General features: G+C 69.6%; 22 protein-coding genes. 8 read left to right on the forward strand and 14 right to left on the reverse strand.

The window, feature by feature from the left end:
• The 4 genes from CHC08_RS26200 to CHC08_RS26215 form a co-directional block, all read right to left on the reverse strand.
• A complete protein-coding gene (locus CHC08_RS26200) occupies positions 1-738 on the reverse strand; it encodes a TetR/AcrR family transcriptional regulator (protein ID WP_089210028.1) in 738 nt (245 codons plus the stop codon).
• 78 nt (positions 739-816) lie between these two features.
• The gene (locus CHC08_RS26205) at positions 817-2,037 is read right to left on the reverse strand and encodes a cytochrome P450 (RefSeq protein WP_089210058.1); all 1,221 of its coding nucleotides are present in this window, start codon (positions 2,035-2,037) and stop codon (positions 817-819) included.
• A gap of 270 nt (positions 2,038-2,307) precedes the next feature.
• Positions 2,308-2,952, reverse strand: coding sequence for a LysE family translocator (locus tag CHC08_RS26210; protein WP_089210029.1), 645 nt, complete (start codon positions 2,950-2,952; stop codon positions 2,308-2,310).
• Between the two features lie 235 nt (positions 2,953-3,187).
• Positions 3,188-4,015 carry a class I SAM-dependent methyltransferase gene (locus CHC08_RS26215; RefSeq protein ID WP_089210030.1) on the reverse strand — a complete coding sequence of 276 codons (828 nt, stop codon included), beginning with the start codon at positions 4,013-4,015 and terminating at the stop codon, positions 3,188-3,190.
• A 72-nt stretch (positions 4,016-4,087) separates the two neighbouring features.
• Between CHC08_RS26215 and CHC08_RS26220 the strand changes: the two genes are divergently transcribed.
• Positions 4,088-4,678, forward strand: a complete 591-nt coding sequence (locus CHC08_RS26220; RefSeq protein ID WP_089210031.1) for a TetR/AcrR family transcriptional regulator — start codon at positions 4,088-4,090, stop codon at positions 4,676-4,678.
• Between the two features lie 107 nt (positions 4,679-4,785).
• Here CHC08_RS26220 and CHC08_RS26225 read toward each other — a convergent pair whose 3' ends face one another.
• Together CHC08_RS26225 and CHC08_RS26230 are read right to left on the reverse strand one after the other, a co-directional pair.
• Complete coding sequence (locus tag CHC08_RS26225; RefSeq protein ID WP_089210032.1) at positions 4,786-5,421, reverse strand: hypothetical protein; 636 nt, start codon at positions 5,419-5,421, stop codon at positions 4,786-4,788.
• Positions 5,422-5,556: 135 nt separating this feature from the next.
• Positions 5,557-5,970, reverse strand: coding sequence for a MarR family winged helix-turn-helix transcriptional regulator (locus tag CHC08_RS26230; protein ID WP_089210059.1), 414 nt, complete (start codon positions 5,968-5,970; stop codon positions 5,557-5,559).
• 139 nt (positions 5,971-6,109) lie between these two features.
• On the opposite strand from CHC08_RS26230, the gene CHC08_RS26235 reads away from it, so the two are divergent.
• Both CHC08_RS26235 and CHC08_RS26240 read left to right on the forward strand, forming a co-directional pair.
• Positions 6,110-6,526, forward strand: a complete 417-nt coding sequence (locus CHC08_RS26235; RefSeq protein ID WP_089210033.1) for an SRPBCC family protein — start codon at positions 6,110-6,112, stop codon at positions 6,524-6,526.
• Between the two features lie 133 nt (positions 6,527-6,659).
• A complete protein-coding gene (locus tag CHC08_RS26240; RefSeq protein ID WP_089210034.1) occupies positions 6,660-7,664 on the forward strand; it encodes a ketopantoate reductase family protein in 1,005 nt (334 codons plus the stop codon).
• 166 nt (positions 7,665-7,830) lie between these two features.
• Here CHC08_RS26240 and CHC08_RS26245 read toward each other — a convergent pair whose 3' ends face one another.
• Entirely contained in the window at positions 7,831-8,925 is a 1,095-nt protein-coding gene (locus tag CHC08_RS26245) for a winged helix DNA-binding domain-containing protein (protein ID WP_089210035.1), read from the reverse strand.
• A 371-nt stretch (positions 8,926-9,296) separates the two neighbouring features.
• Positions 9,297-9,485 (reverse strand): hypothetical protein, encoded by a 189-nt coding sequence (locus CHC08_RS49750; RefSeq protein WP_179282217.1) that lies wholly within the window; start codon positions 9,483-9,485, stop codon positions 9,297-9,299.
• 18 nt (positions 9,486-9,503) lie between these two features.
• Here CHC08_RS49750 and CHC08_RS26250 point away from each other — a divergent pair, with 18 nt between their 5' ends.
• Positions 9,504-10,244 (forward strand): helix-turn-helix transcriptional regulator, encoded by a 741-nt coding sequence (locus CHC08_RS26250; RefSeq protein ID WP_179282218.1) that lies wholly within the window; start codon positions 9,504-9,506, stop codon positions 10,242-10,244.
• 107 nt (positions 10,245-10,351) lie between these two features.
• Here the strand turns inward: CHC08_RS26250 and CHC08_RS26255 are convergent, their stop codons facing one another.
• Together CHC08_RS26255 and CHC08_RS26260 are read right to left on the reverse strand one after the other, a co-directional pair.
• Positions 10,352-11,149, reverse strand: a complete 798-nt coding sequence (locus tag CHC08_RS26255; protein WP_089210037.1) for a GNAT family N-acetyltransferase — start codon at positions 11,147-11,149, stop codon at positions 10,352-10,354.
• Positions 11,150-11,256: 107 nt separating this feature from the next.
• Positions 11,257-11,802: an MOSC domain-containing protein gene (locus CHC08_RS26260; RefSeq protein ID WP_179282219.1), complete on the reverse strand. Its 546-nt coding sequence runs from the start codon at positions 11,800-11,802 to the stop codon at positions 11,257-11,259.
• A 102-nt stretch (positions 11,803-11,904) separates the two neighbouring features.
• On the opposite strand from CHC08_RS26260, the gene CHC08_RS26265 reads away from it, so the two are divergent.
• From CHC08_RS26265 to CHC08_RS26275, 3 genes are all read left to right on the forward strand, one after another.
• Positions 11,905-12,879 carry a tyrosine-type recombinase/integrase gene (locus CHC08_RS26265; RefSeq protein WP_089210038.1) on the forward strand — a complete coding sequence of 325 codons (975 nt, stop codon included), beginning with the start codon at positions 11,905-11,907 and terminating at the stop codon, positions 12,877-12,879.
• A gap of 282 nt (positions 12,880-13,161) precedes the next feature.
• Positions 13,162-13,629, forward strand: coding sequence for a hypothetical protein (locus CHC08_RS26270; RefSeq protein WP_089210039.1), 468 nt, complete (start codon positions 13,162-13,164; stop codon positions 13,627-13,629).
• Positions 13,630-13,770: 141 nt separating this feature from the next.
• Positions 13,771-14,772, forward strand: a complete 1,002-nt coding sequence (locus CHC08_RS26275) for an RNA polymerase sigma factor (protein ID WP_275937212.1) — start codon at positions 13,771-13,773, stop codon at positions 14,770-14,772.
• Between the two features lie 174 nt (positions 14,773-14,946).
• Here CHC08_RS26275 and CHC08_RS26280 read toward each other — a convergent pair whose 3' ends face one another.
• A complete protein-coding gene (locus CHC08_RS26280) occupies positions 14,947-15,603 on the reverse strand; it encodes an NAD(P)-dependent oxidoreductase (protein WP_089210040.1) in 657 nt (218 codons plus the stop codon).
• 186 nt (positions 15,604-15,789) lie between these two features.
• On the opposite strand from CHC08_RS26280, the gene CHC08_RS26285 reads away from it, so the two are divergent.
• Positions 15,790-16,179, forward strand: coding sequence for a winged helix-turn-helix transcriptional regulator (locus CHC08_RS26285; protein WP_089210041.1), 390 nt, complete (start codon positions 15,790-15,792; stop codon positions 16,177-16,179).
• Positions 16,180-16,336: 157 nt separating this feature from the next.
• Here the strand turns inward: CHC08_RS26285 and CHC08_RS26290 are convergent, their stop codons facing one another.
• The 3 genes from CHC08_RS26290 to CHC08_RS26300 all read right to left on the reverse strand — a co-directional run bounded on the left by CHC08_RS26290 (position 16,337) and on the right by CHC08_RS26300 (position 20,330).
• Complete coding sequence (locus tag CHC08_RS26290) at positions 16,337-17,689, reverse strand: S1 family peptidase (protein WP_089210042.1); 1,353 nt, start codon at positions 17,687-17,689, stop codon at positions 16,337-16,339.
• Between the two features lie 110 nt (positions 17,690-17,799).
• Entirely contained in the window at positions 17,800-19,368 is a 1,569-nt protein-coding gene (locus tag CHC08_RS26295; RefSeq protein WP_089210061.1) for an LCP family protein, read from the reverse strand.
• Between the two features lie 242 nt (positions 19,369-19,610).
• A complete protein-coding gene (locus CHC08_RS26300) occupies positions 19,611-20,330 on the reverse strand; it encodes a transglutaminase domain-containing protein (RefSeq protein WP_089210043.1) in 720 nt (239 codons plus the stop codon).
• Positions 20,331-20,655: the final 325 nt, after the last annotated feature.

Genomic DNA, 20,655 nt, shown 5'->3' on the forward strand with positions numbered 1-20,655 from the left:
TCAGAGAGCGTTGGCGGGATCACCCGCGTCCGCTGTTCCGGGCCGGTCCAGCCCGGCGGCCAGCTCGGCGATCGCCTCGTCGATCTCGTCACACAGGATCGCCATGGGCGGCGTGTCGTCCGGGCCGTCGGCGCGTTCAAGCCACCGCCCCATGACGACGCGCAGCGCCGTCAGCGCCGTTGCCGCACACAGCTCCGGATAGATCCCGCTCGGGATGGGTCGGCCTTGGTCCCGGGACGCGGTGCCGGGCTGGATGCGTTCGGCGATGGCGTCGGCGAGCGCCTTTTCCTGGGCCGCCATCACCGCCAGCTGATGGGGCACGAGCGACGGCGTCCTGCGGATGAGCTGCAGCGCCCTGATGTAATCACGGCTGGCGGCATCACCTTGGTCGACGATGGCGAGCACCGCCTCGCGAAGCGCCCGCAACACCGATTCGGTGCCGGGCCGGGCCCGAAACTCGGCGATGAGCGCTTCGGCGCCGGCCGCGGCGGCCGCCACCACCGCCTCCTCCTTGCTGGAGAAGTAGTTGAAGAACGTCCGCACCGCGATGTCGGCCTCGTCCGTGATCTGCTCGACGGTGACGTTCTCCACGCCGTTGCGCAGCGCCAGGCGCAGCGCCGCTTCCCGCACGGCGGCCCGGGTGGCCAGCTTCTTACGCTCGCGGCGCCCGGCCACGGCCGCCGTGCCGGTGGCGGGAACGGCGCGGGCCGCCGTGACCGGCGGGTCAAGGCGAACCATGATGATCCCTTTCTGTTCGCGTAGCGTCTCGGCGGCCCTCAGCCGGTCGAGGCCGGCGTTCAGACTAAAGGGGATCGGTCATGCCCACGTTACGGGCAGGGAATGCACCCCGAAGATGAGCATCTCGTTGCGCAGCGGCACCTGCTCGGCGGGCACGGCCAGGCGCAGCTTGGGCAGCCGGGTCAGCAGTTCGCCCAGGCCGACCTTCATCTCCGCCCGGGCGAGCTGCTGGCCCAGGCACTGGTGAACGCCGTGCCCGAAAGCCAGGTGCGGGGTGCGGGACCGGTGCACGTCCAGCCGGTCGGGCTCGCTCCAGTGGCGGGGGTCGCGGTTGACCTCGGGCGTCGCGATGATCACGGTGGAACCTGCGGCGATCTTCACTCCGGCCACCGTGACATCCTCGGTGGCCACCCGGCTGACCCCCATCTGGATGATGGACAGATACCGCAGCAGCTCCTCGACCGCGGTGTCCAGGAGGGCGGGGTCGGCGCGCAGCGCGGCGAGTTGGTCGGGGTGCTCCAGTAGCGCGAAGGTGCCCAGGCCCAGCATGTTGGCGGTGGTCTCGTGGCCGGCGCCGAGCAGGACGAGGGCCATGTCGATCAGCTGGGCGTCGGTCAGCGGCGGGTCGGCGTCGTGGACGAGCCCCGACAGCATGTCGTCGGCCGGCTTGGCTCGCTTGGCCGCCACCAGTTCCTGGATGAAGGCGTACAGCTCGAGGCCGGCGGCGGCCCGCTCCTGGTCGCCGGCGTTGGAGTTCAGCGCGATGGCGGTGCGTTCCTGGAACTCGGCCCGGTCGGCGTAGTCGACGCCGAGCAGCTCGCAGATCACCAGCGAGGGAATCGGCAGCGCGTAGGCGGGCACGAGGTCGGCCTCGGTGCCTGCGGCCTGCATGGCCTCGATGTGCTCCACGGCGATCTCGCGGATGCGCGACTCCAGCGCCCGCATCCGCCGTACGGTGAACTGGCCGGTCAGCAGCCGCCGCAGCCGCGTATGCTCCGGCGGGTCCATGAAGACGAACATCCCGTCGGTGCGGCTCTCCACGGCCCGCGCGGCCATCTGCTCGGCCCCGTTCGGCTGCGGCTGGGTGGCGCCGGGGTGACGCACCCGGTCGGAGCTGAAGCGGGAATCGCTCAGGACGGCGCGGGTCTCGTCCAGGCCGGTGACCAACCAGCCGGGAGCATCGTTGAGCAGCTTCAGCGGCTGCACCGGTCCCTGGCCACGCCGCTCCCGCAGACCGGACGGCGGGTCGAACGGGCATCCGCTCCGTTCGACCATGTCCGCGGACAGCAGACGGCGCATCTCGGTGGGGGATTTTGTTGTCGGCCTGGCCTCGGTCTGATCGCCGGGAGTCGTCATCACCACATCCTTTTCTCGGGCGGACACGGCTCGGCCGCCCGTCGCTGGCTGGGTCTGCGCGCCAGGTTACACCCAAACATGCAGGCCATGCATAGATGCATAGTGAGCACGTTTATGGGTAGCGCCCCCTGTGCGGACAACCATGTCCGCGCACAACCGGGTGACACGAAAGGGGAAACGGCCGCTCAGCGGCGATCAGGCGTGAGCGCCATTTCACGCGGCCACGGCGCTCGATCGATCGGTGGCGATGCGGAGGGCGAGTCCGGCCAGTACGGCGCCCATCAGGTAGCGCTGGACCCGCATCCACACCGGCCTGCGGCCCATGAAGGCCGCGACCGACCCGGCGGTCAGCACGATCGTGGCGTTGACCGACAGGGCGATGACGATCTGGACGAGACCGAGGACGAGGCTCTGCGCGGCGACGTCACCGCGCGCCGGATCGACGAACTGGGGAAGCAACGACACGTACAGGATGGCGATCTTGGGGTTGAGAAGGTTGGTGAGGAGTCCCATGGAGAACAGCCTCCGCGGCGGATCCACGGGGAGCGCGGTGGGGGCGAAGACCGGCTCGCCGCCGGGCCGCACCGCCTTCCACGCCAGCCACAGCAGGTATCCGGCGCCCGCGAGCTTGACCGCGGTGTAGACGGCGGGCACCACGGCGAAGATCGTCGCGATGCCGGCGGCCGCCGCCACCAGGTAGACCAGGAACCCCGCGGCGACACCCGACAGCGAGATCAGCCCGGCCCGGCGCCCCTGCGTCACCGACCGGGACACCAGGTAGATCATGTTGGGCCCGGGGGTGAGGACCATTCCCAGGGCGACCACCGCGATGCCGGCACAAGCGTTGACAGAGACCATGGTCGAATCATCTGGTTTCTCCCCCGGCCGGAAAATAGCCAATTCCCGGAAATGGCCTTGCGGGCGCATCGGCCCCGAGCAGGCCCTCGGCGGCAGCCAGGGGAATCCGGGTCCGCCCCGTCTGCGATGAGGCACGGTCCGGGGCATGAAGGAACCGGCCACACTTCGCCGGCGCCCTGCAGAACGTCGAACGGCCGGGCGGATTTCTCGGTCGGCGGCGATGGGGCGGATGGAGTCAGGAGGTGCCGGTGCGTACGGCGGTCGCGGCCAGGGTGGTGTAGTTCATCGTGAAGCGCCCACCCAGGGAGTCGATGGCGCCCCCGACCGCGTCCAGCACCTCGGCCAGCTGATCGGGACGGAGTTGGGTGAGGCCGCCGGTGGTCGGCAGCAGGTCCAGCCATTGGTCACGCGTGTAGGACCGCTCCCAGTCGAATCGCCACTGTTCGGGATCGTTGAACCGTTCGGTCTCGCGGATCCTGTCGGCGAAATTCGCGTATGCCGCCCGGTAGAGGTCGAGTGGACGTCGGGCCGGTTGGCCGTTGAACGGAGAGTCGGGCGCCGCCCGCCGGTAGGCGGCGGCGAACGGCTCGGCCACCTCGGGAGGCGGCTCGTACACGTGCCCGAAGATCGCCAGCCGTCCCCTTGGACGCAGCACACGTGCCGCCTTCACGGCGCCGGCGACCGGATCCACCCAGTGCCACGACTGGGCGGCGATGACCGCGTCGAACACCCGGCCGGCCGGTTGCCAGGATTCGAAGGCCGCCACCTCGACCCGCAGGCCACGGGATCGCGCGAAGTCGGCCATCCGCGCATCGGGCTCGACGCCGAGCACGGCGCAGCCGGCGGCCTGAAACTGGCGGGCTGCGATGCCGGTACCGCAGCCGACGTCGAGCACGTCAGGCCCGGGGCTCCCGGCGACGATCCGCGCCACCAACGCATCGGGGTAGCCGGGCCGGGCCTGCTCGTAGCGTTGCGCGTCCACGCCGAACGACTCGGCCATCCGCCGGGCCTTGTGCGACTCCGGTGGGGAGGGCTCCGATTGCTCTCGAGGTATTATGGGCATGCGCCCACTCTAGTGGGCGCATGCCCACTAGACAATGTGCGCCGGCGAGCCGACGCACGAAAGGATCTTTGAGTGCCGACTGGGGTGCACCTTCGCGACGCGCGGCAGCAGCTGTTCGACGCCGCCGAACGCGTGCTTCTGCGGGATGGGCCGAACGGGCTGACCAGCCGGGCCGTCACCGACGAGGCGGGCTGCGCCAAAGGCGTCCTGCACCGGCACTTCACCGACTTCGACGCCTTCCTCGCCGACCTGGTACTCGACCGGGCCGCGCAGCTCGAGACAGAGGCGAGCGCGCTGCGGGAGTCCGTCGGCACCGGCACGGTGGCCGGCAACCTCACCGGCGGGCTGACCAACCTGTTCGGGCCGATACCAATGGCGATCATCCCGCTCATCACCTTCCGGGACGAGCTGCGCGCACGGCTGCGGCACGCCAGACCCGGAGGCGGCATCGCGATCCTCGCCCAGGTCACGACCGCGATCTCCACTTATCTGGCCGACGAGCGCGAACTGGGCCGCATCGCGGCCGACGCCGACATCGACTCACTCACCCTCTCCCTGGTCGGCGGCGGGCATCTCCTGTTCGCGGACCGCGACTCCGGCCCGCCGACCACGGCAGCCGTCAGCAAGTTCGTGACAGCGGTCATCGCCGACGCCGCACGTTGATCGTTTCCCCACCCGAACCACGCACCACGGCTATCACCCGTACTCCCGCAGAGCACTGATCCGCGGGGACGGGCGTGCCCGGCCGATGGCCGGGCACGCCCTGCGAGTCACCCGGTGCCCGGCGTGACCGTGACCAGATGGAGTGCCTTGGCCGCCCCGGCCGTGGCGTGCCCGGTCCACATTGCGAGGTAGGTGTACCGGCCGGCGGTCTCGGGCGTGTCGGTGAAGGCGTACGAGCCGTCGGCGTTCGTGCTCACAGGCGGGAGCTTGACGGTCTTGGAGCTGTCGCCGTCTGTCGCGGTGCGCTGCAGGGTGATCGTGGCGCCCGGTGCGAGTGGCCGTCCGCCCGCCGTCAGCACGCCGGTCAGCTCCATCGGCTCGCCGACGGTGCCGGACACCGGCCCGTCCAGGGTGAGGGTGGAGATGTGCCTGACCGTCACGGTGGTGGAGGCACTGCTCCAGCGGGATCTGCTGTCGCCGTCCCAGAGCACGGTGTAGGTCACGTCTCCGACGCCCGGCGGCGTGTCCGTGAAGGTGAACCTGCTGTCCTTACCCGTCGTGACGCTGTCGAGCGGCTCGCTCGTGCCGTCGGGCAGGCGGCGGGTTACGGTGAGCGGCTGGATGATGGCCGGCTTGCCGTCGGCCCGCATGAGCCGTCCCTCGACGGTGACCGGCGAACCGATCCACGCGCCCGCCGGAGTCGTCACCGTCAGCGCGGAGGCCGGCAGCGTGACGCCGTGCAAGAGCCCGCCGAAGCGAGGGCGCGGCCCCGAAAGACACCGCCCTGACCCCCTGCACGGTCTCCCGCGACCTGCGACCCAGCGGTCTGCCGCCAATGGCCGGCCGGCGTAGCCGCACCGGCTTCGCCGGCAAAGTCGCTACTGCCGCCAATCGCGCTGGGAACGTGTGACGTGTTCGAAAGTGGCCTTGAAGGTCCGATAGGCATCGTCTCCCAGCGACCGGTGATGTCGCCGTTCGATCTGGGCGAGGATGGCGCGGGCCTTGTCGATCTCGTCCAGGCCGGCCTCGGTGGGGACGATGAGCTTCGCACGCCGATCGGCCGGGTCGGCCTCCCTGCGCACATAGCCGAGTCGCTCCAGTTCGTCGACGATGACCCCGACGATCTGCTTGTGCTGCCCGGACCGCTGCGCGAGCTCGGTCGCCCGCGCACCCGAGGCGGGCAGCACCGCCAGCACCACACCGTGCCGCGGCCGCACCTGGGGATGCCCCTGCTCGGCAAGGCGGGTGAACAGCTCCTCCTGCAACGCCCGCCCCAGCTGCCCGACCAACATCCCCAAGTCCGGCTCCCCGGTGCTGGCATCCATCGCGACCTCAAAATTTATTCACGATCATTGACTGTATTTGATCGTTACTATACCTTGAGATCAGTTGATCCCCAACCCCGACAGGGACCGAACAAGGAGACGCGCCATGAGCACCCCCGGTTTCGAATACACCCTCACCCGCACCCTGGACGCCCCCGTCGACAAGGTGTGGGCCGCCTGGACCGTCGCCGACAACTACGGCACCTGGGCCAGCGCCGAAGAAGTCGTCATGGACGCCCGGCCCGGCGGCACCTGGAGCTCGGTCATGGTCATCCCCGGCGGCGCCCGCATCCCGCTGTCGGGCGGCTACACCGAGGTCGTGAAGAACAAGCGCCTGGTGATGGGCATGAACGTTCCCGGCCGCGACGAGCCCGTCCTGATGACCATCGACCTGGCCGCCGACGGCGAGCGCACCCAGATCGTCCTCTCCCAGACCTGCGACACCGCCGAAGAGCGCGACCAGGCCGAACAGGGCAGCAACTTCCTGCTCGACGGCCTGACCGCCTACCTCGCCACAGCTTGACCGGACGGCGGCCCTCTCGCAACCGTCATCGGTGGCCGGGAGCCAGGTCTGCCTCGTCTGCGGCGAGGCATGGTTTCGAGCGGCCGGGAGCCGGCGGTTTGGACCTCGCCGATCTCCATGCAAAGGTCAGATAATGCGATACATCATCATCGGGGCAGGGGCGGTCGGCGGGACGATCGGCGGGCGACTGTTCGCCGCGGGCCACGAGGTCGTCCTCGTGGCCCGCGGCTCGCACTACGAGGCGCTGCGCGAGAGCGGGCTGCAGCTCGCGACACCCCACGACCTGCTCACCCTGCCGATTCCCGTGGTCGATCGACCCGAAGCGCTCGAACTCCAGCCCGGCGACGTCCTCGTCCTCGCGGTGAAGACGCAGCACAGCGTCGCGCTGCTGGACGCCTGGGCCGGGCGGCCGGTGGCCGGCGGGGGCACCGCGGCCGAACTCCTGCCCGTGGTCTGCGCGCAGAACGCGGTGGAGAACGAACGGCTGGCCCTGCGCCGGTTCCGTAATGTGTACGGCATGTGCGTCTGGCTTCCCGCGACGCACCTCGAACCGGGGAGGGTCGCGGCCTCCGGCTCACCGCTGAGCGGCATCCTGCACATCGGCCGCTACCCGTCGGGCACCGGGGAGACCGCGGAGAAGATCTCCGCGGACCTGGAGAAGTCGGCCTTCCTGGCACCGGTCCTCCCCGATGTCATGCGCTGGAAGTACGCCAAGCTGCTGTCCAACCTCGGCAACGCCCTGGAGGCGATCTGCGGGCCGATCACCGGAGACGATGCACTCGACCTGCACCGGCGGGCGATGGCCGAGGGCAGGGCCGTGCTCGCGGCGGCGGGGATCGACCATGCGAGCGCGGCGGAGCAGGCGGAGATGCGAGGCGATCGGGTGCAGCTGAAGCCGGTCGAGGGTGAGAGACGCGGCGGCGGCTCATCGTGGCAGAGCCTGGCCCGGGGTTCCGGATCCATCGAGTCCGACTACCTCAACGGCGAGATCACCCTTCTGGGACGCACGCACGGGATCGCCACACCGGTCAACGAGGTTCTGCAACGGCTGGCAAACCGGTTCGCCCGCGAGCAGAGAGAGCCGGGAAGCATGACCGTCTCGGATCTGACCGCGCTCATCGATACCCGAGACGCCTGACGAGCCACCGGGCGGGATCAGCCCCGGGTCTCCTCAGCCGGGAGACGCCGGGTGCTCTGCCCTGTACGGCGAGGCGGCGGAGACGGCGTCACGGGCTCCCCACGGGCGGGTGGACACGGATGTCACGGCGGTGCGCCCGGTCAGAACAGATGCCCCGACGGCGAACTCAGCCGAGGCGGACGTCACGGACCTTCGCCGAGGAGGCCACGAAGTCGAGCAGGCGCGTTCCCTCCAGCTCCAGCGCCTCCCGTTCCTGCGTGCTCACCGGCTGGAAGAGATCCACCTCCAGGACCGCCTCGCCCCGCTTCTGCGCCACCTTCCACATACCCCGGACGAACCCGTCGACCAGCACCGTCGCCTTGATGATGCCGTTGACCGTGAAGACCCGCGCGCGGTACTCGTCCGCCATGATCCGGGTCCGGGTGCGGTCGGCGAACGACAGCAGCATGTTGTCGAACTCCGACAGGTAGCGCACCGGGGCCGGGGTGTCCGGGTCGGGCCGGGAGGCCTCGGGCAGATCCAGCAGCTCCGCGCCGTCCTCGGTCGCGAAGACCCGCAGGCCCATGTCCCGGGCCACCTCCCCCAGCCGGGTCATGCCCGACCACTGCTGGATGTCCATCACCGTCGCGGGACCGTAGGCGGCCAGATAGCGGCGGATCGCCTCGCCCAGGGAGGGCCTCTCGTCCTGGGAGCGGCCCAGCCACGCCTCCGCGGTGGTGTGGGCGGGCTGACCGCCCACACCCCAGATTCCCCTCGGCGGAACCTGCACCAGGGCCAGCAGGCTGCGCACCCCTCTGACCAGGTCGGCCGCGGCGTGCTCCGGCCACCGTTCTCGCAGCGGTCCCCCGAGCTCACGGAAGGTCAGGGGCTGTTCCTCCAGCAGGGCCCGCCCCGCGGCGGCGAGCTCCTCCAGATCCACTCCGGCCGTTCCCCTGCCGTACGCACCCCCCAGCGCCCGCGTCATCATCGGCTGCAGCAGCGGGCGCAGGGCCATGCAGTCCTCCGCGGTGACCAGATGGATGGTGGAGCGCATCAGGCTCAGCCGCACCACCCGGCGCTCGTGCAGCAGCCGGGCGAGATCGTCGTGGGCGAACCCCTCGAGACGGGTCCAGAGCCCGATGTAGGGAGGATTCGGTGCCTGGGCCTGCATGCCGTACAGGTGCCGGACGGCATCCAGCGTGGGCAGGCCCGTCCTGGTCAGCAGCAGCTGCCGGTCCAGGGTGGCTCGGTTGAGCGCGCGCCTGCTGAGCACCTCGGGCATGCATGTCCTCTCGCGGGGTTTCCGTTCCGGATCTCCACGAGAATATCAGAACGGAATGATTCGTTCCACTCGATTCCCTCGGCCTTCCATCGTGACGAGCTCCACCCGGGCACCCCGCCCACGCCTACGGCACGCGCTCCTCGAACACCTCGCCTGCGAGTTCCCGGCCTTCTCCACCCTGGATGACCTGGCCTCCCAGGCGCGCGCGGAGGTAAGGCCGCCGTCCGTGCGTACTTAGTCGAACATGCCCGCCTCCTCCTGGGAACGGCCCGACCGGGTGAGCCCGTGCGCCCAGACGGCAAGCGGACCGGCCCCCTGAGACCTCCATGCCGGCCGTCCGCCGGGGACGGCCGTCGTACCGTCCGGGCTGGTCATGAGCCGCCTGCGGCGTCGGCGGCGGAACCGTGAGCGGCACGCGAGAGGCCGTCCCGCTTCTGCCAGCCGTCGAGGCGGCTCGCGTACTCCTCGCGCACCTCGTCCAAGCCTCCGATGCCGAACAGCACCCGCAGCGGCGGTTCGGCGGCGTCGGCGAGTTCGAGCACCGCACGGCCCGAGGCCACGACGTCGCCGGGGACGATGTGCGCAGCACCGGCGAAGAGCGCCTGGCGCGCGTGGGCAGCATCTCCACCGACTACTACACGCGCCTGGAGCAGGCCCGCGCCCCGCAGCCGTCGTCGTCGGTGCTGCGCGGCCTGACACGAGCGCTGCGGCTGACCCTGGACGAGCGGGACCACCTCTTCCGGCTCGCCGGGTACACCGCGCCTGACCGGCTCTCGGCCGACGACCACGTCTCCCCGGTGCTCCTCGGCCTTCTGGACCGCCCGCACGACATGCCGGCGCAGGTGATGACCGACCTCGGCGAGACCCTGGCGCAGAACACGCTCGCCACAGCGGTCTTCGGCGACCACACTCGACTCGACGGGCCGGAACGCAGCGCCGTGTACCGATGGTTCACCTCACCTGACGCCCGAGCGGCCTATCCGCCCGAGGACAGGACAGAGGAGTCACGGATGCTGGTTGCGGACTTGCGCGCCGCAACGGTCCGGCGAGGCGACGCGCGGGCACGGGCGCTGGTGGACCGGCTGCTGCAGGACAGCACCGAATTCACCGCCGTGTGGTCCACGCACGCCGTCGCCGTCATGCGCAGCCGCCGCAAACGCATCCAGCACCCCGAAGCAGGTCTCCTCGAACTCGACTGCCAAGCGCTCCTGGAGGAGGACCGGTCACAGATCCTGGCGCTCTTCGTGCCCGTACCCGGCACGGACACCGCCGACCGCCTCGCGCTTCTCGGCGTCCTCCGCGCCAGTCAGGACCACTGACAACCGGCCGATCAGCTTCTACGCAAGCCGGGCGTCTCCGGCCGATGACGCGCCACACCCCTGATCGGTGACGTGCCGGTTCGAGCACCCGCCGGTTGACCGCCCCGTCAGACGGTCGGGGGCACCCACACGTAGGGCGTCGTCGTCGCGATCGCCTCCAGGCCCAGCCTGGCCAGGATCGGCCGGCTGCTGTCGGAGGCGTCCACCCGCACGAGCCGGAACCCCCGGGCCACCGCAAGATCGGCCCGGTATGCCACCATCGCCCGGTAGATCCCTCGCCCCCGCCACTCCTTCAGCGTCGAGCCACCCCACAGCGAGACGAAGTCCGTACCCTCGTGGAACCGCATCCACGCCGCGCACACCACGCGGTCCCCCGCCTCGGCGAGCACCACCACGCACGGGTCGCCGGGCCCGGCGATGTCGCGCTCCAGCATGTCGGGCAGCCAGCCGTGGTCGGCGTCCCAGACCGTCTCCTCCATCTCACGGATCCGCTCCAGATCGGCCCGCCCGCTCACCTCCCGCAGCCGCACCCCGTCGGCCAGCACGACGGCCCCGGACAGCTCGCCGACCTCGCCCACCAGGATGGTCTCCCGCTCCTGAGCCTCGAACCCGGCCGCCGTCAGCCGCTCGGGCAGGTCCGCGGGCAGGTCGTAGCCGTGATACTTCCACTCCACCTCACGACCGACCCGGGTGAAGAAGTCACGCTGGCGCGCGATGAACGCGTCCAGTTCGGCGCCGTCCAGCCCGCCCAGATCCCGATACGTCAGGGAACCCTGTCCGTGCCCATTGGACACGGTCCGCAGCATCGGCCCGATCTTCTCGGCGGTACGGCCAGGCATCGGCCGAGCCCGGAGCTGCTCGTCATAGATGTGGAGGTAGGCCGAAGCCCGCGATGAGATGTCCATTACGAACACCCAACCACACACACCGTCACCTTCGACATGGGGCTGTGTGGCGACCTGACCGACAAAACCAACGGAATCCTCACGTGTCCCTCGTCGCTCAGAACTTTCTAGACGCGGTCCAGCCGCCGGTGCGGAGGCGGCGGCAGCTCCACCTCGATCGTGTCTCCGGGCCGCACCTCGCCGCCCGCCACCACCACGCCCATCACCCCGGCCCTGCGGACCAGCTCACCGGCCTCGTCCCGGCCCACCACCTGCTTCAGCAGGCCCGTCTGGAACGCCTCGATCTGTACGCAGGGGTTGCGCAGCCCGGTCACCTCGACCACCGCCTCCTCCCCCAGCCGCAGCAGCGCGCCCACCGGCAGGCCGAGCAGGTCGACGTCACGGGTGGTGACGTTCTCCCCCAACTCGCCCGCCGCCACGGAGAAACCCGCGACCCGCAGCTCGTCGTGGAGCTCGGCCTGGATCAGGTGGACCTGGCGCAGGTTGGGCTGGGTGGGATCCTGTGCCACGCGCGAGCGGTGCTTCACCGTCACCCCGAGATGCGCGTCCCCCTCCACCCCCAGTCCGGTCAGCAACCGGATGCCCGGCAGGCAGACCTTGCTGAAGGTGTGTGTGGCGCTGCTGCTCACCGCTGTCACTCGTCCGCTCGTCATGAAACGATCCTGCCCTGCCCCCGCCGGAGCTGAAAACGGGTTTTCGAACACCCCGGGCGCCTTTACGTTGTAGATTTCCAGGATGTCGGTAGGGTCGGCACGGTGAGCGCGCCCGCCGTACCCGAGTCGCCCCGACCCGCCGTCGAACCCGCACGAGATCCCTACCGGGTGTATCTCGACTCCCTCACCAGCGCCGAGTCCCGCCGCGCCATGCGCGGCTGCCTGGACCGGCTGGCCGCCCTCGTCTCCGGCGACGAGGTCTCCTCCGGAGCCGGTCAGCCCTGGCACCTGCTGCGTTACGAGCACACGGTGCGCATCCGCGCCCTCATGACCGAGCGCGGCTGGTCCCCCTCCTACGTCAACAAACATCTGGTCGCGCTGCGCAGGGTGCTGCGCGAGGCCTGGCGGCTCGGCCAGATGACCGCCGAGGAGTATCAGCGCGCCGCCGACCTCCCGACGATCGAGCACACCCGCCTGCCCACGGGGCAGCATGTCCCGCCCGAGGTCGTGGGCGCCGCGCTGGCCGCGTGTGACCGCGACGACTCCCCCGCCGGGGTCCGCGACGCCGCCCTGCTGGCGGTGCTCTACTCCACCGGCTGCCGCCGCGCCGAGATCGCCGGGATGGCCCTGGGCGACTACGACCCCGGATCGCGCTCGCTACGGGTGCGCGGCAAGCGCGACAAGGAGCGGATGGTCTATCTCACCGCCGAGGCCGTCGGCAGGATGGAGCGCTGGCTGGCCGTACGGGGCCGCCCGGCCGGGGCCCTGTTCTGCCCCATCGGCAAGTTCGGGGGTCTCCGGATCCGGGACGGCGAGCCGGCGGCCATGACGGGACAGGCGATCGCCGACATCCTGGGCAGGAGGCTGTCCGAGGCCGGGGCCGCCCCGCGTACCCCGCACGACTTCCGGCGCACCTTCATCGGCGAGCTGCTCGACGCCGGCGTGGACCTGGCCACGGCTCAGGCCCTCGTCGGTCACTCCTCCCCCGCCACCACGGCCCGCTACGACCGGCGTCCCGAACGGCGCCGCCGCGAGGCCGTCGACAGGATCACCCTGCCCGCCCCCAAGCCGTTGTGATCCCCGCACACCCGGCCGGTGTGACCCCGGTGCGCACCCGTCGTCGTGATGCCCGCACACTCCGATCACGGTGCTCTCACCCATCCCAAACCACTGTGGCCCCGCCCGCCCCAGACCGCTGTCGCCCCGCCCGCCCCAGACCCACCGTGACCGTCCGAGGACGGGGCTCGCGGTGATCTTTGCGCCACGGCCGCACCCCGACCGCCTCAAGTATTCACCGCACCTTCCACAACTGTCGGTCGCGCCCTTTACTATGAGCCACCTCAAGGAGGGACGTCCGCCATGTTGGATGCGCTGATGGTTTCGCTGCTGGTCACGACCGATCTGCCACCGGACACAGACCTGGCCGAGTTCGGACAGTTGGTGGCCGATGCGGTGCAGACGCTCCAGCATGGTGAGGTGACATATCCGGGTTTCCTGCGGGGCGCGGCGTTCTGGTTGGACCGGCCCGCGCCACCGTCCGACGACGGGCTCCCCCTCCCGGTGACCGAGGAGCTGCGGTTCGCGGCGCTGCTCGGCTACCTGTCGGCCTCCAGCCCGTCGGGATCGGCGAAGGAGACGGCCGCCGACGCCGGCCGGGCGATCACCGCGGCCGTCGCCGCCCGGTACGGTGACCTGGGAAGCCCTCCCGCCGTAATGGCGATCCGGAGCGAGGACGTGCGCGAGCGCACCCCCGCGTCGGCCGTTCTCGTCAGGACGACGGACGCCGTCCCCGAGCTGGCCACAGCGGCCACCCGCGTCTACGTCTAGTGCCCGGCCCAAGGACGAGACCGGCCACCGCCCCCGGAAGCGACGTCAAACGGAGGGGAATGTCGACCTTAGGTCGCCATGCTGTATCGCCCTTGCTGCTGATTTGTGGCCACAGCACACCGTCACAGGACATAGCTTGATCTGCACAGGTGTTTACGCTGCGGCCCACGGGAAGGTGTGAGCTCTGTGAAGACCTCCGCGGAGGAAGACGACCTGACCCCGGCCGCGAGCGCGAGCACAGACCCGGTCAAGGACTACCTCAAGCAGATCGGCAGGGTCCCGCTGCTCAACGCCGAGCAGGAGGTCGAGCTCGCCAAACGCATCGAGGCCGGTCTGTTCGCGGCCGAGCAGCTCGGCACCGACGGCGAGCGGCTGCTCGCCGACGTGCGCGCCGAGCTGGAGTGGATCGCCGAGGACGGACTCCGGGCCAAGAACCACCTGCTGGAGGCCAATCTTCGCCTCGTGGTGTCACTCGCCCGGCGCTACACCGGCCGCGGCATGCCGTTCCTGGATCTGATCCAGGAGGGCAATCTGGGGCTGATCCGCGCGGTCGAGAAGTTCGACTACGCCAAGGGTTTCAAGTTCTCCACCTACGCCACCTGGTGGATCAAGCAGGCCGTCACCCGGGCCATGGCCGATCAGGCGCGGACCATCCGCATCCCGGTCCACATGGTCGAGATGATCAACAAGCTGGCCCGCATCCAGCGGCAGATGGTCGCCGATCTTGGGCGCGAGCCCACCGACGACGAGCTGGCGACCGAGATGGAGATGACCCCCGAGAAGGTCGTCGAGGTCCAGAAGTACGGTCGCGAGCCGATCTCCCTGCACTCCCCGCTCGGCACCGAGGGCGACAACGAGTTCGGCGACCTCATCGAGGACTCCGAGGCGATCACTCCCGAGGACGCCGTGGCGTTCGCCCTGCTCCAGGAGCAGCTGCACATGGTCCTGGAGGCCCTGTCCGAGCGCGAGGCAGGGGTGGTGGCCATGCGGTTCGGGCTTCGCGACGGACGACCCAAGACCCTCGACGAGATCGGCAAGGTCTACGGGGTGACGCGCGAGCGCATCCGGCAGATCGAGTCCAAGACGATGACCAAGCTGCGTCACCCGTCGCGGTCCCGGGCGCTGCGCGACTATCTGACCTGACGGCTCCCCGCCTCCTCGCCGGGAAGCCGGCCGGATCGCCCGGCCCACCGGAGAGCCGACCGGCTCGCACCGGCCGCCACCGCGCGTCGCCCGCGTCCCGGGCCGCGGAGCCGGTGTGTGAGCTTCAGGTGGGCGAAAGCGTCTCCGGCGAACGGGTGTCCTGCCCAGGAACGGTCAGTAGCCGACGGTGAAGCGCCGGTTGTGGTGCCTGGGCGTTTCGATCTCGTCGAGCAGGGCGATGGCGTAGTCCTCCCCGCTGATGGAGGAGTTGCCCTGCTCGTCGGTGATCAGCACGTCCGTGCCGACGCGGTACCGGCCCAGCCGCTCGCCCGGCGCGTGCGAGCCGAACCCGACCGGCGGGCTGAGGTAGAACCAGTCGACGTCCGCGGGAATCCGCCGCAGAACGTCGAGGAATTCCATGTGGAGCGTGACCTCCGGGAGAAACTCCGGCGGGATGGTGGGTTCCTGCTGGATGAACACCTGCTCGCCCCCCTCGGTGCGCAGGAGGCTGCTCGCCCCGCCGACGACGGCGATGCGCACCTTGTTGTGCCGCGCGACGTCGACGAGGGTCGGTACCGTGTCCAGCAGGGACCTCCCGTCGTTCGTCGGACGGCTGCGGATGGCGCTGATCAGCACGTCGGCGTCCACGGTGAGCTCGCGGACGAGCTCCGCGTCGTAGAGCGAACCGGTGACGGCCCGGACGTTTTTGCGCTCCGGGATCGCGCCGGTGTTCCGGGCGACCGCGGTGACCTGGTGTCCGCGGCGGACCGCCTCATCCAGGATCCTGCTGCCGGCGTATCCCGTCGCGCCGAAAAGTACCAGCGTGGCCATATGGGTCTCCCTAAGGTGTCGAGCGGTGTCAGCGGGCCGTCGCGCCCGCGTCGTGGTGGGGCCGTACGCGGCCCGGGGCGGGAACGCCTCGATGGGTGGGGGCGCACATCGGGCGTTCCAATGGTTACTTCTTGTGTGTAACACCATCATGCGGAAGCATGGAGACAACCGGAAGGAGGCACTTTGATGTCAGCCACGCACACGGATGTGCCCAAGACCCTCGAGCTGATCGACGACTGCCCGGTCCGCGAGGTGCTCGACAGGGTCGGCGACAAATGGAGCGTGCTGATCGTCGTCCTCCTCGGCCGGCGCACGCACCGCTTCAGCGAGCTGCATCGCGCCATCGAGGGCATCAGCCAGCGCATGCTCACCCTGACGCTGCGCGCGCTGACCCGGGACGGGCTGGTCACCCGCACGGCGTACGCGACCGTGCCTCCCCGGGTCGACTACGAGCTGACCGAGCTCGGCCGGACCCTGCTCGTTCCCCTCACCGTGCTGGACGAGTGGGCCAACGCGCACCGCGACCACATCCGGGCCGCCCGCGAGCACCACGACCGCGCCGCCGCTCCCCGATAAAGCCGCTCCCCGGCAAGGGGCACCTCTCCTCCGGCACGGGTCGGTGCGGGGTTTCTCGACGTACGCGGTCGGGAACCCGAGGCCGTCAGGGTGGCCTCCCACTCGCGGCGTCCCGGACCGATGACGACGACCTGTGCTTCCGGTGAGGAACGTCGCACTAGGCCTTGGCCTTCGGCGTCCTGTCCTTGTCGGCGGCGATGGCCCGCTTCGTGTCGCCGATGTAGGAGGCGACGTAGGGGTGCTGGGGATAGAGCCGCTGCGCCTTACGGAACTTGGGCAGGGCCGCCTTGAACCGCTGGGCGAAGAAGTCGTCGAGCGCGTCGTTGTAGACCAGGGAGGTCTGGGACCGGGACGCGTCGACTCCCGCGGCGGCGAGCCTCCTCTTGAGGATGCTCACGGGCAGGATGAAGCTGTGGTTCTCGGCCGACTCCCCCGTCGCCGGATCGACCGATCCCGCGATCAGCGTCCCGATGACCTTGCCCTCCTGGCTGAACACTGGCCCACCGGAGTTGCCCCGGTACGAGGGCGCCTGGGCCTGGATGTACGGCACGCCCAGGACGGTCGTCCGTTTGGCGTTGTAGGCCCCCTCGGTCAGCGCCGGGTACAGCCTGGATCGCAGGTTGAAGATCTGCGTGCTGATGCTGACCAGTCCCGGAAACCCGTTGATGTAGAGCGTGTCGCCCACCCGCACGTCGACGTCGTCACCCAGCGGCACGGTCGGCAAGTTCCTCGCGCCTGCCATCTTCAGCAGGGCGAAGTCCTCCCCGGGGTAGCTCCGGCCACGGGCGACCAGCGCCACTGGCGTGACCTTGACGCTCCTGTCCATGCCACCGCCGGGCAGGGCGCCGGCGACACCGACGTTCTGCCTGAGCCCGGTCACCCGCATCGTCTCGGTGTTGAAACGGGTGAACACCGCCGTGGCCAGCCTGACCAGCTCGTCATCGGGCTGGGCGATTCCCATGATCTGCTTCAGGAAGCCCTTGACGTCCCCATCGTTGATCTTGGGAAGGGCCTGGGCGGCGAAGGTCTTCCTCAGCTCGGCCTTGGTCGCCCCGACGCAGTGTGCGGCGGTCACCATGTGCCCCTGCGGCGTCACCCACCATCCGGTGCACAGCCCGAGGCTGCTCACCTTGACGGTCCTGGCCGGCCCGGCCGGCGTGAAATAGCGGCCGACATTCGACCGGGCCGTCCGCAGCACCCATTTCACCTGGCTCTGGTGGTCGGACGGGATACGCCCGGCCTTCGCATGCTGCCTCGCCTTGGCGAACAACGCGGTGAACGACGTCCTCGCGCTCGCGGTGGGTACGGTCACCCTCGCCGCGTACTCCGTCTGGATCAGCTGGACCGCGGGATCGGTCTGCGCCGCCAGCCGCGTGCCGATCGCCACGCCGTGCGGGGCCTGATGCCGCACCCCGTGCGGGGCCTCGGCCAGCGCGATTCCCTGCGTGATCGTGACCCCCGCCAGAACCGCCCCTGCCGCCGCCAGCGCCCGCCGCGTTGATCTGTTCATGGGTTCCACCCCCTGTAGCTTGTGCGGGGAGCGTCCGACGGTCCGCTTTATCGTGACTTGCCAGGCGCTATCACGATCTACGAAAGGCGCCGACGACCTACGGTGAGCCCCTACCCACAGGGGTTGGTGTTGCTGTCGATGACCTGATCCTTCAGTGAGACAGGGATCTTGTTGAGGACCCGGACCCCCGGCCAGTCGGCGCCGATGACCAGCTGGATGATCGGGCCGGTGGGGGCCTCGGCGACCGGCTTGGCCGGCACGTACGCCTCCACGCTGAGCGGCTTCACCTTGCCGGCGACCGGGACGCGCTTGTCGCCGGAGAGCCTGGCGGCCACCACGTCTCCGTAGGCGGTGCCCTCGGTGTCGTTCTTGGCGTAGCGCAGCGTGGTGACGGGCACGTTGCCGGTCGCCGGGCGAGCGCCACCGACGTGGGTCACCACGAATCCCTGCTCCGCCAGCCCGTCGGCCGCCTCTCTGGCCCTGCCGTCGGTGTCGGTGCCGTTGAAGACCTGGACCCGGACCTGCTCGTTCTTGATGGCCGGCTTGGCGGGGGCGTTGGGGGCGGCGGTGGGGAGTACCTCGGTGTCGCTGCGGATCGCCGCGAACAACCGGTCCGCGTCGGGCTGCCGCCACTCGATCTGCGCGGGCTTGGGCGCGTAGGGCTTCCAGGGCACGGTGACCGACTCCAGCCCCTTCTCGGTCAGGGATTTCGCGCTCCCCGCGATCTCGCCGAGCCGGGCGACGCTGAGCTCGCTGTCCATCGTCACCGAGGCCGTGGCGGCGTCGAGGAAGTCGCCCAGCTTGCCGAGGTCGGTGAGCAGGGCGGTGCTGGTGGCCTTTTTCATCACCTGGGTGAGGAAGACCTGCTGGCGCTTGATCCGGTCGGTGTCGCTGCCGTCGCCGAGCGCGTAGCGGGCGCGGACGTAGGCGAGGGCGGTCTCGCCCATCACGGTCTGCTCGCCCTTCTTCAGGTCGAGCTTGGCCTTCTGGTCGAACACATCCTTGGGCAGGCAGATGTCGATGCCGCCGAGGGCGTCCACGATGCCCTTGAAGCCGGAGAAGTCAACCTTGACGAAGTGGTTGATGCGGATCTTGGTCAGCGACTCGATCGTCGCCCACGTGCAGGCGATACCGCCCTCGTTGAAGGCCGCGTTGATCTGCTTGAGGCCGGCGGGAACCGTCACGCCGGTCTTGGGGTGCTTGCAGGCGGGCACCTGGACCATCGAGTCGCGGGGAAAGCTGAGCAGGGTCGCCTTGTCGCGGTTCGGGGAGAGGTGGAGCAGGATGATCGTGTCGGTCCGCTCGCCCAGCGTCGTCTGGCCGTACTTCTTGTTCTCCGCGCTCTCCCGGCTGTCGGAGCCGACGACGAGCACGTTGAGCGCTCCGGTCTCGGGCGGACGGTCCGGGCCGAGATCGACCGGAATGCGCCCGATACTGCTGTCCAGGTCGTAATAGATCTTGTAGCCGCCGAGGGTGGCGGCCACCATGACGCCGGTCAGCGCGATACCGATCCACGCGCCCACGCTCAGCCGGTTCTTCGTACGGCTCTGGTCGGGAGACGGATCGCCGTTCGGCGCGTCGTCCCCCGGAGGCGGTCCGCCGTCATCGACAGCGCGCCTGGCTCGGCGACCCTTTTTTGCGGCCCGGCGGCCTTCTGCCTCTGGCCGGTGGTCACTCATGCGGTCCCCTAGCTTCGCGGTGACGTCCGGCACTGCTCCAGCTTGCTCATCACACCCGAAGGGTCAAGAGGTTCGCACCGGAAGCTGTGATGACACGAATTCGCTCGAGACCGTCCCTGCCATCGCCATGATCATACTCAAATAACGATATTTCCTGGAAAGTTATAGAAATTAGGTTCATTTGCGACTAAAGCGCAGGAGTTTCTCCGCCAGGTCGCCACGGTGCCGGGCCCGGCAGGGGGTCACGCGGATCGGCGGCTCATGATCGGGTTGGCGATGGTCCGGGCCGGTCGGCACAGGGTCTGACCATGCGCCTCGAACAATTCGTCGCGGGAGTCGAAGTAGCCCAGGTCGGCCAGCACCTGGGCCGACAGATCGCACGACGAGCAGGTCACGCCGTCCCAGTCGACCGCGGTGCGGGCGATCGCGTCGAAGAGGGTCTCTCCACCGGCGTTGGTGAATCCCTCCCCCGTCTGCAACGCCGCCAGATCGCCGTAGAGCCCGGAGGCGGAGATCCACCGTCCGTCGAGGCGGAACTCCGGCCAGGCGAGCACCACCCGGTGAGGGATCAGCGCGTGCATCCGGGGGAAGCGGGGGTACCAGAACCGGCCATCCACCAGCAGACCCCTGACCCTGGTATTGATCCCGCAGGCGCGTGCCACGGCTTCCAGCACCGCCATCCGCTGGCTGCACGAGCCCCGGCCCAGCGCGAGCGTCACGGAGACCGGCTGCCGGTCGTCCATCCCGTAGACCGGACGGACCCGTGCGGCGACAAGGCGATGGGCCGCGATCAGCAGGTCCCGCTCATCGACGGTGCCGGCGGTTCGGATCTCGGCGATCAGGTCCAGCAATCGAAGGTCTTCCCAGTCAAGGATGGGCGTGGCCTCTCGACTGCCATCGACCGCCTCGCGGCGCGAGACGGTCAGGGGACGCCGCCATGGTTCCAGAAGCCGTGAGGTCATCTCCTGATTATGTCTGCTTGATCACAAGTTAGGCCTGATTGGTCACGATTTCGGCCAGCTCGAAAAAGGTCGCGATACCACAGCCCCCTTCCGCCCGCACGACGAAGGAGAGGCTTCGTGCCAGGTCCCCGGCATCGCCTCCGCCTTTCACACGACACGTTCCCGGTTCCCGAATGGGCTATTACGCGGAAAAACAGGATAGTTCAGACGCTTAGGGCTATCTTGACCACTTTATTGCGATTTTATACCATCCGCATCGTCTACCTCTGGCGCCACAGTGGCGTCGTTTCCAAGGGTGGTCCCACTCCGGGCAAGGGGTGGGCCG

This window comes from Streptosporangium subroseum (assembly GCF_900188345.1).
GTDB lineage: Bacteria > Actinomycetota > Actinomycetes > Streptosporangiales > Streptosporangiaceae > Streptosporangium > Streptosporangium subroseum.